This window comes from Halomonas sp. AOP22-C1-8, assembly GCF_052378905.1.
Classification (GTDB): domain Bacteria; phylum Pseudomonadota; class Gammaproteobacteria; order Pseudomonadales; family Halomonadaceae; genus Vreelandella; species Vreelandella citrativorans.
This window is the reverse complement of the sequence record NZ_JBQSYD010000014.1, coordinates 29,203-43,780: the sequence shown is the minus strand read 5'-3', so window position 1 is coordinate 43,780 and position 14,578 is coordinate 29,203. Positions and strand designations below refer to the sequence as shown.

The 14,578-nt window shown below is 55.3% G+C and carries 13 protein-coding genes; 7 read left to right on the top strand and 6 right to left on the bottom strand.

Annotated features, from left to right (window positions below):
- Positions 1 to 2 precede the first annotated feature (2 nt).
- Entirely contained in the window at positions 3 to 995 is a 993-nt protein-coding gene (locus ACT3TY_RS09490; RefSeq protein ID WP_441678464.1) for an LLM class flavin-dependent oxidoreductase, read from the top strand.
- A 134-nt stretch (positions 996 to 1,129) separates the two neighbouring features.
- The gene (locus ACT3TY_RS09485; protein WP_441678466.1) at positions 1,130 to 1,624 is read left to right on the top strand and encodes a GNAT family N-acetyltransferase; all 495 of its coding nucleotides are present in this window, start codon (positions 1,130 to 1,132) and stop codon (positions 1,622 to 1,624) included.
- Positions 1,625 to 1,826: 202 nt separating this feature from the next.
- Here ACT3TY_RS09485 and ACT3TY_RS09480 read toward each other — a convergent pair whose 3' ends face one another.
- Both ACT3TY_RS09480 and ACT3TY_RS09475 read right to left on the bottom strand, forming a co-directional pair.
- Entirely contained in the window at positions 1,827 to 2,402 is a 576-nt protein-coding gene (locus ACT3TY_RS09480) for a DUF1415 domain-containing protein (RefSeq protein WP_444628018.1), read from the bottom strand.
- 75 nt (positions 2,403 to 2,477) lie between these two features.
- Positions 2,478 to 3,146 carry a GntR family transcriptional regulator gene (locus ACT3TY_RS09475; protein ID WP_087108311.1) on the bottom strand — a complete coding sequence of 223 codons (669 nt, stop codon included), beginning with the start codon at positions 3,144 to 3,146 and terminating at the stop codon, positions 2,478 to 2,480.
- Positions 3,147 to 3,337: 191 nt separating this feature from the next.
- On the opposite strand from ACT3TY_RS09475, the gene ACT3TY_RS09470 reads away from it, so the two are divergent.
- The 3 genes from ACT3TY_RS09470 to ACT3TY_RS09460 all read left to right on the top strand — a co-directional run bounded on the left by ACT3TY_RS09470 (position 3,338) and on the right by ACT3TY_RS09460 (position 6,418).
- The gene (locus ACT3TY_RS09470; protein WP_192526682.1) at positions 3,338 to 3,895 is read left to right on the top strand and encodes a chromate transporter; all 558 of its coding nucleotides are present in this window, start codon (positions 3,338 to 3,340) and stop codon (positions 3,893 to 3,895) included.
- A complete protein-coding gene (locus tag ACT3TY_RS09465) occupies positions 3,892 to 4,422 on the top strand; it encodes a chromate transporter (RefSeq protein WP_192526681.1) in 531 nt (176 codons plus the stop codon). Before ACT3TY_RS09470 ends, ACT3TY_RS09465 begins: the two co-directional genes overlap by 4 nt.
- Positions 4,423 to 4,567: 145 nt before the next feature.
- Positions 4,568 to 6,418 carry an ABC transporter ATP-binding protein gene (locus ACT3TY_RS09460; RefSeq protein ID WP_444628017.1) on the top strand — a complete coding sequence of 617 codons (1,851 nt, stop codon included), beginning with the start codon at positions 4,568 to 4,570 and terminating at the stop codon, positions 6,416 to 6,418.
- A gap of 51 nt (positions 6,419 to 6,469) precedes the next feature.
- Here ACT3TY_RS09460 and arfA read toward each other — a convergent pair whose 3' ends face one another.
- Together arfA and dkgB are read right to left on the bottom strand one after the other, a co-directional pair.
- Positions 6,470 to 6,616, bottom strand: a complete 147-nt coding sequence (gene arfA / locus ACT3TY_RS09455) for an alternative ribosome rescue factor ArfA (RefSeq protein ID WP_087108287.1) — start codon at positions 6,614 to 6,616, stop codon at positions 6,470 to 6,472.
- A 113-nt stretch (positions 6,617 to 6,729) separates the two neighbouring features.
- The gene (dkgB, locus tag ACT3TY_RS09450; protein ID WP_444628016.1) at positions 6,730 to 7,548 is read right to left on the bottom strand and encodes a 2,5-didehydrogluconate reductase DkgB; all 819 of its coding nucleotides are present in this window, start codon (positions 7,546 to 7,548) and stop codon (positions 6,730 to 6,732) included.
- Positions 7,549 to 7,702: 154 nt separating this feature from the next.
- Between dkgB and ACT3TY_RS09445 the strand changes: the two genes are divergently transcribed.
- Positions 7,703 to 8,962, top strand: coding sequence for an MFS transporter (locus ACT3TY_RS09445; protein ID WP_444628015.1), 1,260 nt, complete (start codon positions 7,703 to 7,705; stop codon positions 8,960 to 8,962).
- Here ACT3TY_RS09445 and cobA read toward each other — a convergent pair.
- Together cobA and ACT3TY_RS09435 are read right to left on the bottom strand one after the other, a co-directional pair.
- Positions 8,927 to 9,841 carry a uroporphyrinogen-III C-methyltransferase gene (gene cobA / locus ACT3TY_RS09440; RefSeq protein ID WP_444628014.1) on the bottom strand — a complete coding sequence of 305 codons (915 nt, stop codon included), beginning with the start codon at positions 9,839 to 9,841 and terminating at the stop codon, positions 8,927 to 8,929. The genes ACT3TY_RS09445 and cobA overlap by 36 nt on opposite strands.
- A complete protein-coding gene (locus ACT3TY_RS09435; protein WP_444628013.1) occupies positions 9,801 to 12,536 on the bottom strand; it encodes a nitrate reductase in 2,736 nt (911 codons plus the stop codon). The genes cobA and ACT3TY_RS09435 overlap by 41 nt, the downstream gene beginning before the upstream one ends.
- 758 nt (positions 12,537 to 13,294) lie before the next feature.
- Here ACT3TY_RS09435 and ACT3TY_RS09430 point away from each other — a divergent pair.
- Entirely contained in the window at positions 13,295 to 14,578 is a 1,284-nt protein-coding gene (locus tag ACT3TY_RS09430) for an NAD(P)/FAD-dependent oxidoreductase (RefSeq protein ID WP_444628012.1), read from the top strand.

Here is a 14,578-nt window from a genome sequence, read left to right as displayed (position 1 = left end):
ATATGAGCCAACTCTCTTCGACCGCGCTCTCTGTACTCGACCTTGCCCCTATACGCCAAGGCGGCAGCGCTGCTGAAACGTTCCGGGATAGCGTTTCACTGGCACAGCGAGCCGAGCAGTTGGGCTATACCCGTTACTGGCTTGCCGAACATCACAACATCCCTGGAATCGCCAGTGCCGCCACGTCCGTTTTGATTGGCCATTTGGCAGGCCACACTTCCACTATACGGCTAGGCTCGGGCGGGATAATGCTGCCTAATCATCCTCCGCTTGTGATTGCCGAGCAGTTTGGCACGCTGGAAACGCTCTACCCTGGGCGCATTGACCTGGGACTTGGGCGGGCGCCCGGTTCTGACGGTGCCACTATGCGTGCCATGCGGCGCAGCATGCATGCGGGCGTAGACGACTTCCCCGAGCAACTAAGCGAGCTGCGTCGCTACCTGGGAGATGCAGAGCCCGGCCAGCAGGTGAAAGCGGTACCTGGCCAAGGAACTAACGTGCCTATCTGGCTGTTGGGTTCAAGCGGCTACAGCGCCCAACTGGCCGCCAGGCTGGGCCTGCCCTTTGCATTTGCGGCGCAGTTTGCACCCGGCTACCTATTTGAAGCGTTACGCCTCTACCGCGATAACTTCCGCCCGTCTGAGCATCTGGATAAGCCTTATGCCATGGTCGGGCTGCCGGTGATGGCCGCAGAGAATGATGCCATGGCGCACTACCTTGCTACCTCCGCCCAGCAGAAGTTTCTGAACCTGATCCGTGGCAAGCCGACTCAGTCGCAGCCCCCGGTAGAGCAGCTGGACTGGTCACCCATGGAGCAGTCGCAAGTCAACCAGTTCCTGGGTGCCGCGATTATTGGTGGTCCAGAAACAGTTAAAGCAGGACTTGAAGACTTTCAGGAACGTACAGGCGCCGATGAGTTAATGATTAATAGTGACTTTTTTGATCATGCCGACCGCGTGCGCAGCTACGAAATCGTTGCTCACGTAGCAAAATAAGCGCAACGTACAGCCACTTAAGGGGCTTCAAGCGCAGATGCCCCTTCCATGTTGACAGCCGCAGGCATCGCTGCGGCCTGGTACCATTAACGCCCCTCACATGCTACTCGGCTTATCTCTACCAGGTATTAACCATGTCTACACTTACCTTCACCTTAATGACGCAAGACGACTTCGCTATTTTCTGGCCCACTTTTAAGGCGATTGTGGCGGAACAACACACCTATGCCATTGACCCCGACATTAGCTACGAGGCGGCCTACTCACTATGGTGCCAAGTCCCCAAAGCCACGTATGCCGTCAGAGATTCAGCAGGCGAACTGGTGGGAAGCTACTACCTAAAAGCCAATGCCGCAGGCCCGGGTGGCCATGTGTGTAACTGTGGCTATATGGTCACCGCTGCCGCCCGCGGTAAAGGCGTTGCGCGCGCGATGTGTGAACACTCTCAGCAACTAGCCCGCACCCATGATTTTAAAGCCATGCAGTTTAACGCTGTCGTTGCCACGAACGAGGCAGCGGTAGCGCTTTGGCAGCGTTTAGGATTTAATATTGTGGGTACGGTGCCGAAAGCTTATTGTCACGCAACACAAGGACTCGTAGACAGCTACGTGATGCATAAATTCTTATAACTTATTCGACTAGCGTATTAATTTTCATAGTTTTTATCGACATCACAACCACTCCAATGAACCATGCTCTGGCAGGTGCATTAGGTTTGCTCGTTGTCATGTTGATGGTAGTGGCGGCGCTTGGAATACCCGCAGAGAAAAGCGCAACAATCGATCCAAAGCAAGGGCGTTTGAGCTTTGCATAAACAGCACGAACAAGGCGTTATGGCGTTTTACCCGAAGATGCCCGTTGCGCTAACGCATCCTGAAGATAGCGCTCTGCCCTACTGCTTCCCATCGTGGTCAAATGGGCCACATTGCGTTCCGGGATGACCGAGGTATCACCATAAAACTCAATGGCTTTTTCAACGCTCGCTTCGCGCAATAGGTGCACCATTGCGTAGGGTGAGCGGTTGGTGTAGTTCGAGGCGTCCTCTGGCGTGGCGTCCTCAAAGCAGTAGTCCGGATGAAAAGTCGCCAGCTGATAAACACCTTCATAGCCCTGTTCGGCCAGCATGCTTTCTGCCAGTTCTACATAGTCCAGATAGTGGTCAAAGTGCTTAAAAAGCGTGGGAAAGACCAGCAGCGTGGTTTCTGTTTCCGGATGCTCATCCAACCACTGCACTTCGACCATCAGCTCTTCCAATGCCACCTCAAGCTTTTTTGAGCGTACGACGCCCACACGAATAGTGTCACGCTCTACTTCTCGCTGAGCAAAGGGACATACGTTTTCAGCCACAATAAAATTGCGCACCCAGCTCAACGTTTGCTCAATGACATCATTATCTGAATATTGCATCGCTCTTTTACATCCGCTTTATCGTGTTTAGTGCGCGCCAGTGTACACCTATCACTAACGGCTTAGCTGATGCTTTTATCCGTGCTGCGCAAAGCACGTTAGCGCAGCCTCATAGGATTTAAGGATATGCTCATCAAGAAGCTTTCGCGCTGCTTTCACATCGCGCTTTAAAGCGAGCGCCACTAGCTCATGGTGCTGCTGATCCAACTCCTGGCGAATTACCGGCATTTTGGGCCCCAAGCGCCGGTACCGATCAAATTGATCATGCAGTTGCTCAATAAACCGCAGCGACCATATAGAGCCGCAAGATGCGACCAGCGTGCGATGAAACTGGGTATGCAATCGCTCCCACTCATCGTCATTATCCAGCGTCATGTCGGCACACTTCAGGCGATGCTCTGCCGCGAGAAGGTTTGCCTCCCACGCCGCATCCCCCAGCGAAATTGCCTGTTCAAATGCCATGCCTTCCAAGGCTAAGCGCGTTTTTACAATATCATCCAGTTCACTGCGTGAAAGTGTTGGCACCCGAAAACCGCGCTGATTTTCCTGTATCAGCAGACCATAGGCGGCCAACTTGTTTAACGCTTCACGCAAGGGGCTTAAGCCCACTTGATACAGCTCTTTAAGCGCATTGATTGCCAACTTTTCGCCAGCAGCAAAACGCCCATTAACCAGGTCTTTGCGTAAAATATCGTAAATACGGCTAGATGCTGTCGTTGTGGAGGGCTGAATGTACTGGTTCATGGTAGGGTCCTTTCATCCACCGGTGAGCGCATATCATTTATTCCGTTTGACGCCTGCTAACGCTCTTGATTATATTATTCTACCCTGAAAAATAATCGATTTTATCACTTATAAACGATATAAAGAGAGAATATGGTTTTTCAACGCATCTACTACCGTTTTCGGCCTGCTTACCATAGCGTGACACGCTGATGAAACAGACAGCCCTGTTCTGGGCCTTTTTTCGAGTCGGTATTTTTGGTTTCGGTGGCGGCCCTTCAATGATACCGCTGGTACATGCAGAAGTCGTTACACGCCACCAATGGCTGACGGACGAAGAGTTTGCCGATGTATTAGCCATTGGCAACACCTTACCTGGTCCTATCGCAACTAAAATGCCTGGTTATATCGGCTACCGTGTAGGCGGCATTAGTGGCTGTATAGCGTCGGTACTTGCAGTTTGTTTTCCCATGATAGTTGCCATGGTGGTCATGCTGGGCGTTTTTAGCCGGTATCGGGATGTGGCCTGGATTCGTGGGATGGGGCAAGCCGTGGTTCCCGTCGTGATGGTGATGATGGGGCAACTGGCCTGGGACTTCTTTGATAAATCGCAAAAGGCGCTAGGTTGGCTTGTCAGTAGCCTAATGGCGATTACCGCTGGCATATTGATTTATTGGCTGGGCATTCACCCCGGTTTTATTATTGGTGCGATTTTGCTGGTGGCGCTGTTACGCCCTTCCACGGCTAAAAAAGCGGAGCGCTCAGCATGATTTATTGGGAGCTCTTCCTGGCGTTTTTTGTACCGAACATTGTTGGCTACGGCGGTGGTCCAGCCATTATCCCTCTGCTTGAAGCCGAAGTAGTCGGCCGCTATGGCTGGATGACGTCTCAGGGTTTCGCGGAAACGCTTGCACTTGGAAACGCGCTGCCTAGCCCGATTGCTACTAAAATGGCCGGCTACGTGGGTTATGAAGTGGCCGGCATCGGCGGTGCCGCCGTCGCGATAGCGGCAACGGTTGTACCTTCGTTACTGCTGATGATTGCCGCACTAGGACTTTTGTACCGTCATCGCGAGTCGCCCCAAGTCAAGCGTATGAGCCAATGGGTACGCCCAGTGATCGCCATTATGATGGTGTGGTTAACGTTTGGCTTTTTCCTTGAAGGCGTTAATGGCGCGGGGTGGGTACATACGCTGATTATCGGCGCCATTGCCGCGATTGCGCTGGTACGGTTCAGCGTTCATCCCGCGTTTGTGGTAATGGGTGCGCTTGTATACGGTGCCTTTATCCTTCCCTAAGATTTGTACGAAAAGAGCCTGTGCTCATCTTCTTCTCCTGCTGCAACCGTCGCGCGCTATAAGGCTCTGGCGGTTGAAGTGGCTATTGCGACGCAACCCACGCATCATAATAGCTTCTTTCGTTCTCGGTTCATGTTAACTCCCTATGCCTCCACTGTTTTCCACCTCTGATAATACCCCATCGGTTAACGGTTTTTTCAACGTTTTTCGCTACAGCAAGCGAGCCTTGGGCCTTGTTTGGGAAACCTCCCGCTGGATGATGTTCGGGCTGGCGCTTTGTACTCTGGTGGCTGGCGTGTTGCCTGCGGCGGGTGCCTGGGTGGGCCAACTGATCGTTGATGGCGTCGTCAACGCGATGGACACCTATCACGACAATCCTTCCGCTAACCTGACGGTTATTATTATGCCGGTGCTTGAGCTTGTGGCTTTAGAGGCTCTCATCATCGCCTTGATCGCACTGGCCCAACGCGGTCTTTCTGCTCAGCAGTCGCTGCTTCGCGCCCTGCTGGGCCAGAAAGTCAATGTCATGATTTTAGAAAAAGCGGGCACGCTATCATTAAGCCAGTTCGAGGATTCAGAGCTTTATGACCAATTAACACGTGCTCGCCGTGAAGCCTCCACGCGACCTTTAGCGCTGGTTAATAAAACCTTCGGGCTGCTGCAAAATGCCATCTCACTGGTCAGTTTTAGTGTACTGCTTGTGCAGTTTTCCCCTTGGGCGCTGCTGATTCTAGCGGCAGGCGCCCTGCCGGTGTTCGTTTCAGAAGCCAAGTTTTCAGGTGATGCGTTTCGCTTGTTTCGCAGGCGCTCACCCGAAACGCGTATGCAGGGCTATTTGGAAACCGTGCTGGCCCGCGAAGACAGCATTAAAGAAGTCAAACTGTTTGGCCTTGAGACGCTTTTTTTGCAACGTTATCGCGACATTTTCAACCGGCTATTTAGCGAAGACCGGCGATTAACACTCCGCCGTGAGGGCTGGGGCTTCTTGCTTGGTTTGCTGGGCACGCTAACATTCTACGCGGCGTATGGATGGGTAGTGGTTGAGACGATTGCAGGTGCTATCACGCTGGGGCAGATGACCATGTACTTGATGGTGTTTAAACAGGGCCAGTCTGCGCTTTCTGCAAGCCTGACAGCTATCAGCGGCATGTACGAAGACAACCTCTATCTTTCCAACCTCTACGAGTACCTGGAACAACCTACCCAGCAGGAAGGCGGCACGCGCTTGCAAGGCGCGCTTCCCGGCGATGGGCTGCGCTTTGAAGATGTAAGCTTTGCTTACCCAGGCGGCAAGCAGGTATTGCAGCATATCTCACTGCACCTGTCTCCCGGTCAAAGCCTTGCCTTGGTCGGCGAAAACGGCTCAGGAAAAACCACCCTCATTAAGCTTTTAACGCGGCTTTATCACCCTACAAAGGGGCGAATTCTGCTGGATGGCAGTGATCTTCGTGATTGGGAAAGCAGTGCGCTACGCAAACGCGTCGGGGTTATTTTTCAGGACTTTGTCCGCTATCAATTGCCGGTTGGCGAAAATCTGGGCGTGGGCGACATCCAGGCGTTTAATAATCAAGAGCGCTGGCAGCAGGCCGCTCGCAATGGCATGGCTGACAGTTTTATCAAACGCATGCCTCAAGGCTATAACACTCAGTTGGGCCGCTGGTTTAAGGACGGACAGGAACTCTCCGGCGGGCAGTGGCAAAAAATAGCGCTCTCACGTGCTTACATGCGCGAAGAGGCCGATATTGTAGTACTGGATGAACCCACCGCCGCGATGGACGCTGCCGCTGAAGCCGACGTATTTACCCGGTTTCGGCAACATAGCCACAATAAAATGACGATTCTTATTTCGCACCGCTTCTCAACCGTTCGCAATGCGGATCTCATCCTCGTTATCGACCAGGGAGAAATTATTGAACGCGGCACGCATGAAGAACTACTCGCGATAAACGGCCGTTACGCCCATTTATTTCACCTGCAAGCGAAAGGCTATCGCTAAGAGGGATTGATCTATACCTGGGTAGAGCAGAAGCATTGCCAAAACGCCTGATTAAGCGGCTTGGCGATACCCCCGCAGGGCCTTGCGCCCTTTACGGGAGTAGCTGCCTTTGCCCTTTTTGGGCGTTTGTTGTTGCATCTTGAACATGGGGGTTCGTAGCTGCGCTTTGAGCGCGTTGTCGCGAATCTTTTGCTTCATGGAATCTTCCTGTACAGCCGATTATTTAAAAGCTATATAAAAGCGGTGCCTGCTAAAACAGGCACCGCTAAGACATTATAAGAAGCTTAAGGTTCCTCAGCACTCATTTAAGATCACTCGTCCCAGGCGGGCGCAAAGTCAGGGTTGGCGATGCGCTCCTTGCGGTCCAGCTTGGCAATGTCGGTCATTTCGCTGTCGCTTAGCACAAGATCAAACGCGGCAATATTGCTTTGGATGTTACGCGCCTTGGTGGAAGAGGGAATGGTGACCATATTGCGCTGATTGACCCAAGCCAAGGCGATTTGCGCAGGCGTTACGCTGTGCGCATCCGCGATCTGCTGGAGCGTGGCATCGTCCATTACCTTACCCACCGCCAGCGGCATAAAGGCCGTTACCTGAATACCGTGATGCTCGCAGCGCTCAACCAGCTTGCGGTTTTGCAGGAAAGGATGCACTTCAATCTGATTGGTGAGGATTTCGCCTTTACCCAAAATCTCCACCGCTTTATCAAGCTGTTCAATAGTGAAGTTGGATACGCCGATGTGGCGCGCCTTACCCAGTGCCTTCACCTCTTTGAGAGCGGCCAGGTACTCTTCCATCGGCACTTCGTTATCCGGCGATGGCCAGTGGATCAGCAGTAGGTCAACGTAATCGGTACCGAGCTTTTCCAGGCTTTCATCAACACTCTCTTTCAAGCGCTGCGGCGCCAGGTTGTCGAACCACACTTTGGTGGTCAGAAAAATGTCGCCACGCGGTACGCTGCTGTCACGAATCGCTTCACCAACGCCCTTCTCATTACCGTAAAACTGAGCGGTGTCGATATGGCGATAGCCTGCTTCAAGCGCCGCATGGATGCTCTCTTTAAGCGTATCGCCTTCCAGGCGAAAAGTACCAAAGCCGGGGTTAGGCATAACCTTTTGCATCATTAACATCCTTTTCTATTGATAGCGTGTTAATTAACATGGGGCGGCCACCGCGTGACTTCAACCACCTATTCAAAAAAGCCCATACCACGTTTGGCGCCATAAGCGATAGAATTATGAAAATTCGCTTGCTAACATTCTCTTGCTAACCAAGATGCCGCCCATGCCCCCCGATAACGACACACTTGCAGCGACCGATGCCCCGCTGCTTCCCATTCACCGCCAGCCGGGCTTTTTAAGCTTTCTTCTCTCTCGCCTTGCCGCCGTTTTTGCCATGCAAATTCAAGCCATTGTGGTGGCATGGCAGGTATATGACATTACTCGCGATGCCATGTCGCTTGCCTATGTGGGGCTTGCGCAGTTTCTGCCTATGGTGATTTTACTGCTGCCCGCCGGCGATGTGGTCGACCGTTTTCCGCGCAAGCGCATTCTGCAACTCAGCTGGGCAGTACAGGGCATTTGTAGCGCACTGCTGCTTTTATTGGCGCAGGCCAATCACGGTAGCGTTATTGAATTTTATGTTGTGCTGGCTCTGTTTGGCTGTGCTCGGGCGTTTACCGGCCCCACGCTGCAAAGTATGTTGCCCAATATTGTGCCCCGCGCTCAGCTTGCCCAGGCCATTGCGCTGAATAGCTCGATCATGAAAGTCGCAGTGATTAGCGGGCCATTGCTGGGCGGCGTACTTTACAGTGTGGGCGGCGGCAGCCTGGCTTATGCCGTGTGCTTGGGCTGCTTTATCGTCGCGCTGGCCTTACTGATGCTGGTACCAGTGCTCTATGTTGAGAAAGCCAAGGTATTGGAAAGCACCGCCTGGAAGCGCTTTTCCGCAGGCATTCGCTATATCCGCTATCAGCCGATTATTCTGGGCGCCATTTCGTTGGATCTATTTGCCGTGCTGCTGGGTGGCGTCGTGGCGCTGCTGCCCATTTACGCTCAGGAAGTTCTGCATGTTGGCCCTGAAGGGCTAGGTGCATTGCGCAGCGCAATTGCGGTGGGTGCATTATTGATGGGGCTTTATCTTGGCGTTCGCGGCATCAAGCGCCGCGCCGGGCATGTGATGTTTGCCGCCGTGGCCGTGTTTGGCTTGGCGAATCTGGTGTTTGCCTTCTCAACCCTGTTCTGGGTGTCAATGATCGCCATGCTGGTGGCGGGTGCGGCCGATATGATCAGCGTTTATGTACGCACCACTGTGATTCAGCTGGCCACGCCGGATGAAATGCGCGGCCGGGTGAATGCCGTCAATATGCTGTTTATTGGCTCAAGCAATGAGTTGGGCGAGTTCCGCGCAGGCAGCATGGCTGCCGGGTTTGGCGTAGTGCCCGCCGCGGTGATTGGCGGCGTGGGCACGTTGGCGGTGGTCGGCCTGTGGATGCGCCTGTTCTCGACGCTATGTCGGGTCGACCGCTTCGATGATGCCCGCTGAAGCAAGCATATTCGCGGGGCTGCTCGCGACCATACTGACCACGCTGCCCACCAGAATCACACAGGGTGACGGCAGCGGATGATCCGCCAGGCGCTGGGGCATATCATTAAGCGTACCCACCAATGCCTGCTGTTCGGGCAGGCTGGCATTGGCGACCAGCATGATCGGCCACTCATCGGGCAGTCCCGCCTGGCGTAGCCCTGTGCAAATGGCCTCTACCTTGGAAAGCCCCATATAAAATACCAGGGTTTCATCGCGACGGGCCAGGGTTTGCCAGTCGGGCGCGCCGCCCTCACGGCATAGCTGTGCAGTAATAAAGCGCAGTTGCTGAGAGTGGCCCCGGTCGGTCAGCGGAATCCCCAAACTTGCGGCGGCGGCAGACGCCGCAGTAATCCCGGGCACAATGTGTGCGGGCACATTGGCATCCGCCAGGGCGGCAAGCTCTTCGCCCATACGCGCAAATATGCCGGGGTCACCGCCTTTCAAGCGCACCACCGATTTGCCGGCGGTTGCCAATTTGACCATCAAGGCGCCAATTTCCGCTTGCGGCATGCTGTGATGGCCGCTGGCCTTGCCAACGTAGTAACGCTCAGCGGAAAGCGGAACCAGCCCTAACACATCGTCGCCTACCAAACGGTCATACACGATAGCATCGGCCTGCATTAACAGCCGCGCGGCTTTCAGCGTTAACAGCTCCATATCACCACTGCCCGCACCAACCAGATACACATGCCCAGCCGTGCATTCGCCGCGTAGCTTAAGCGAAGGAGTGCTTGAGGCGCTGCGTGGGGAACGCTGGAACGGCGACAGCACGCGCTGCGTAAAGCACAACGTGGCCTCAGGCCACTTCTGTAGTAGACGCTTGCTTAGCACGCGCATGTGAACGCTCCTCTTCAATCAGGGACTTCAATTCAGGCAAACAACTACCGCATTGGGTTCCGCAAGCAAGCCGTGCGCCCAACGCTTCAACGCTGGTATCACCGGCACGAATAGCATTAACAATCGCCGCCTGGCCCACTTGGTGGCAGCTGCATACTACGGGGCCGGTATCCGCAGCGCCATCTTCGCACCCCGCCAGCAGTCGGCGCCGGTGCTTATCACTGATGGCTGTTTCGTTAAAACGCGCTTCAAGCCAGGCAAGCCCGGGCAATTCGCGCGGCGGGCCGACCATCAGCCACCAGCGCAGTTTGCCCCGCACAATAGCCGCAGCGCGCAAGCGGCCATTGCCGCTGTCTTCACACCACAAAGAAGCCCCTTCGGGTAGCCACGTAGTGAGTAGCGCCAGCCAATCATGTACCGGCTTTGCATCAGCCAGCTGCCAACGCTGACAGCCCTGCATGGGTACGCGTGCCCAATAATCGCTTCTGCACCACGGGGGCACTTCCTGACTATTATCCCCTAATGGATGGGCAATCAACAGCGTTGCCTCCCAGGCTGCTTCAAGCGGTGCCAGCGCCACAGCGCCGTGCTTGGCTTCTGGCTGGCCTGACACAGGGTCGGTCAAAGCTTTTAGCATGGCACCGCTACGCGCCGATTTACTGAACGCATCGCTCCAGTGCATGGGAATAAACACCTCGCCACGCCGCTGGGCATTCGAGATACGCACGCGCCCCCGGTACTCGCCGCTGGCGGCGGACAATACTGCCAGTTGCTGGTCGCCAATGCCATAGTTCGCAGCATCGCCTGGGTGGAGTTCGATAAACGGCTCGTGGCGATGATTCATCAGCCGGGGCGCGCGTGCCGTGCGCGTCATGGTGTGCCACTGGTCGCGAATACGCCCGGTGTTCAGGCGCAGCGGGTAGGCGTCACTCAGGCGTTGCTCCGGCAAGCGCGGCGTTATGGCGATGAAGTTGGCGCGCCCATCAGGCGTGGCAAACTTGCCATCTTCAAATAACCGCGCCGTTCCGTGAGGCGCTGAAGACGTCACCGGCCACTGAATAGGCGCCAGCGCGTCGTAGCCCTCGCGCCCAAGTCCCACCAAGCCGGAAATATCGAATAGCCGTTTGCTCTCTCCCTCATTCTCAAAGCCGGAAAGGCGCGCGTGCTCATCAAAAATTTCATGGGGATGGCTATAGTCAAACGCCTCCTGAAAGCCTAACCGCTTGGCGGCTTCGCACATAATCCACCAGTCGTGACGCGCCTGGCCTGGCGCAGGTAGCAAACCACGCTGGCGCGAAATACGCCGCTCGGAATTGGTCACCGTGCCGTCTTTTTCAGACCAACCCGTCGCGGGCAGAATGATATCGGCGTAGGCCAGCAGGTCGGTATGGCTGGCGCACTCAGACACAATGACCAGTGGGCACTTTTCAAGCGCACGCCGCACGCGGGCGGCATCCGGCAAGCTGACCGCCGGGTTGGTGGCCATTATCCACAGCGCCTTTATGTCGCCTCTTTCAACCGCGTCAAAAAGCTCAACCGCCTTATAGCCGGGCGCCTGAGGCAGTTCGGGCATTAACGTTTCCGTCGCCCAGAAGCGGGTGACTCGGCTGAGGGCGCCGGGAGTGTGGTAATCCATATGCGCGGCCAGCTGGTTGGCAAGCCCACCCACTTCACGCCCGCCCATGGCATTGGGTTGGCCGGTAATCGAGAAAGGCCCCGCCCCCGGCAAGCCGATTTTGCCGCCCGCCAGATGGCAGTTGATGATCGCGTTGCACTTATCAGTACCGCTTGTGGATTGATTGACGCCCTGGGAGTAGAGCGTCACGACATGGAGTTGGCTGGCAAACCAGTAGTAAAAGGTCTCCAGCCGCTCTGGGTCGATATCACATATGGCCGCCACGCCATTAATGTCGCAGTGGCTCGCGGCCAGCAGCGCTTCGTCGAAACCTTCTGTATGGCGATCCAGATAGAGCTGATCCAGCTTGTTATTCTCAGCCATCCAGGCCAGCAGACCGTTGAACAGCACCGCATCGCTGCCGGGTGCGATGCCGAGGTAAAGGTCGGCAATTTCGCAGCTGTCGGTCACGCGTGGGTCGATGACCACCACCCGCATCAGCGGATTGCGCGTTTTGGCGACCTTCAAGCGCTGATAGAGTACTGGATGGTTCCAGGCCAGATTCGAGCCCACCAGCACCACCAGCTCGGCCTCTTCAATATCTTCATAGTTGCAGGGAACGGCATCCGCGCCCAACGAGCGTTTATACGCCGCCACGGCAGAGGCCATGCAGAGTCGCGAGTTGGTATCCAGGTGCGGCGTGCCTAAAAAGCCTTTAAACAGCTTATTGGCCACATAGTAATCTTCGGTTAGTAGCTGGCCTGAAAGGTAGGCACCGACTGACTCAGCGCCATAGGTCGCCCGAGTCGTTTGCAACCGCTCTGCCAAGGTGGTTAACGCCACATTCCAGTCAACCGCTTGGCCATCGACCCAGGGCGTGGTGAGCCGGTCATGGTGGCCAAGGGTTTCGTGCAGTGCCGAGCCTTTCACACATAGCCGACCAAAATTGGCGGGATGGTCGCGATCGCCTTCAACCGCACTGATTGTGCCGCCTGCCACAGTGGCGGTTACGCCGCAGCCGACACCGCAATAAGGGCACGTTGTGTTTGCTTTACAAGCCGAGCGTGTGGCCTGGGACATACTGATTTCCTCCCGCTTAAAAGCAAAAAGCGCCCAAGCGAGCCTCACAAGAAGCCTGCCTGGACGCCGTTGTCTCAGGGACACCTGCACCGGTGCCAAATGTCGCACTGCTGGGATTGGACATACTTATTAATGGCCTGTCGTCTGATGGCGTTAGCGTTGTTATTTGCCCGTCAAACTCGATGGCTGCATTTTATTGTGCCGATAAACCCGTCTGTGCTTTGTTGCTTGTTGCCAAGGTAATAGCAAGGCCTACGCCAACCAACCCATTAAAACAAAAACACCAGATTAAACAGAAGGTTAATAACCAATAAAATATCTTTCGACTTATCTTGTAGGCAGGTTTTTTGCTAACGCTGACTACTCAAGGTGCATTCTTACCGCTTAGCGCACCAATAGCGTGCGCAGGCTGAGCGTAAGCGGCTGAAAAGGCGCTGCCTTCAATCTACCTCTTTAAACCAAAGCATTGATAATCAATATAAAAATAAATAATAGCCGAGGCTTGGCTGATAAATTGCCTTGTACTGGTTATATAAATTTAAGCTTAGCGGGCAGCCAACGGTGGCTGCTCTGCGCTTAACCCAACAAACGGGTTTGGCCTCAGCTACCGGGCAACGAAGCCCCTGATACGGTTTTCCTGGCAATCCACTTGCCCGGGACGCTGACTCAGGGGCTTTTTTTATTGGCTTTTCTTCAGCGCTGCCGAGTATTTGTGGATAGGCATTTGTAGCCAAGCGCTAAACAGTAAGGAGCAACCCATGATCGCTATCCCTCGGTGCTCGTCTGATGATCACTTAGTCGTTATCGGCAACGGCATGGCGAGCCAGCGACTGCTAGAGGCGGTCGTTAAATTGTCTCATCGACCCCAGCAGATAACGGTGATTGGTGCAGAAGCATCTCCCGCTTATAACCGGATACTGCTATCGCCACTGCTCGCCGATGAAATGCCGCCTAGCGCCCTCACCTTGCGGGATGCGCAGTGGTACGCCAAGCAAGGTATCACCCTCCACCTGAATGAATGCGTGCTGGAGATCAACCGCGAAGAGCAGCGTGTTGTCACTACCTGCCGCACGCTGACCTATGACCGCTTGGTGATTGCCACCGGCTCACGCCCGACAATGCCCGAGGTACCCGGCATTGGCCTTAACGGCGTGTATGGGTTTCGTACCCTGCAAGATGCCGACACGCTTGCAACGCTTGCCCTACAGGGCGGCGAATGTGTGGTGGTCGGCGGCGGTTTGTTGGGCCTGGAGGCCGCCGAAGGGCTTCGCAAGCGGGGTGCCTGCGTCAGCGTTCTACAGCGCAGTGAGCGGTTAATGAATCGTCAGCTGGATAGCATGGCCGCTGGGCTGCTTGAAACGACGCTTACCCTGCGTGGCTTGACCATCTTAACCAATGCGCGCATCCGCCATTTTGAAGACGATGGCGCAGGCAACTTAGCCGCTGTTGTACTCGGGGATGGCCAGCGCCTGCCTGCTCAGAGCGTCATCGTGGCAACCGGTATTACACCTAACGCAGAACTTGGCCATCTGGCAGGCCTGGCAACGCAGCGCGCCATCATGGTTGATGACACGCTCACCACCTCAGACCCGCGTATTCACGCATTGGGTGAGTGCTGCCAGTTCGAGCAGCACACCTACGGCCTGGTCGAGCCAATCTGGCGCCAAGTAGATGTCCTAGCCAACACGCTGTGTGGCGATGGCAGCGCCCGCTATAGTGAGGCGCCAACCGCAACCAAGCTTAAAATCAGCGGCCTGGCCCTCTACGCGTTTGGCCCCACGGAGGCTGCGCCGGAGCATGAAGTACTGCACTACAGCGACCCGGAAAGCGGCGATTACCGCCGCCTGTTACTGCGCAACGGAAGGCTTGAAGGCGCGGTGCTGTATGGCGATACCCATTCCGGCCCCTGGTATTTCGCCCAGGCGCTGGCCAAAACCGATCTAGGCGCCTGCCGCCAAGCGTTGCTGTTCGGTGAAGCCGATGCCAACGCCCTGCTTCTTGATACCCCACCCACTCCCTCATCGACGCTGGAGGCAGCTTAG

Bases quoted from the DNA above. Each gene is read 5' to 3' on its own strand.
- ACT3TY_RS09490 (WP_441678464.1), top strand. From the start codon at position 3: ATGAGCCAACTCTCTTCGACCGCGCTCTCTGTACTCGACCTTGCCCCT.
- ACT3TY_RS09485 (WP_441678466.1), top strand. From the start codon at position 1,130: ATGTCTACACTTACCTTCACCTTAATGACGCAAGACGACTTCGCTATT.
- ACT3TY_RS09480 (WP_444628018.1), bottom strand. From the start codon at position 2,402: ATGCAATATTCAGATAATGATGTCATTGAGCAAACGTTGAGCTGGGTG.
- ACT3TY_RS09475 (WP_087108311.1), bottom strand. From the start codon at position 3,146: ATGAACCAGTACATTCAGCCCTCCACAACGACAGCATCTAGCCGTATT.
- ACT3TY_RS09470 (WP_192526682.1), top strand. From the start codon at position 3,338: ATGAAACAGACAGCCCTGTTCTGGGCCTTTTTTCGAGTCGGTATTTTT.
- ACT3TY_RS09465 (WP_192526681.1), top strand. From the start codon at position 3,892: ATGATTTATTGGGAGCTCTTCCTGGCGTTTTTTGTACCGAACATTGTT.
- ACT3TY_RS09460 (WP_444628017.1), top strand. From the start codon at position 4,568: ATGCCTCCACTGTTTTCCACCTCTGATAATACCCCATCGGTTAACGGT.
- arfA (WP_087108287.1), bottom strand. From the start codon at position 6,616: ATGAAGCAAAAGATTCGCGACAACGCGCTCAAAGCGCAGCTACGAACC.
- dkgB (WP_444628016.1), bottom strand. From the start codon at position 7,548: ATGTTAATGATGCAAAAGGTTATGCCTAACCCCGGCTTTGGTACTTTT.
- ACT3TY_RS09445 (WP_444628015.1), top strand. From the start codon at position 7,703: ATGCCCCCCGATAACGACACACTTGCAGCGACCGATGCCCCGCTGCTT.
- cobA (WP_444628014.1), bottom strand. From the start codon at position 9,841: ATGCGCGTGCTAAGCAAGCGTCTACTACAGAAGTGGCCTGAGGCCACG.
- ACT3TY_RS09435 (WP_444628013.1), bottom strand. From the start codon at position 12,536: ATGTCCCAGGCCACACGCTCGGCTTGTAAAGCAAACACAACGTGCCCT.
- ACT3TY_RS09430 (WP_444628012.1), top strand. From the start codon at position 13,295: ATGATCGCTATCCCTCGGTGCTCGTCTGATGATCACTTAGTCGTTATC.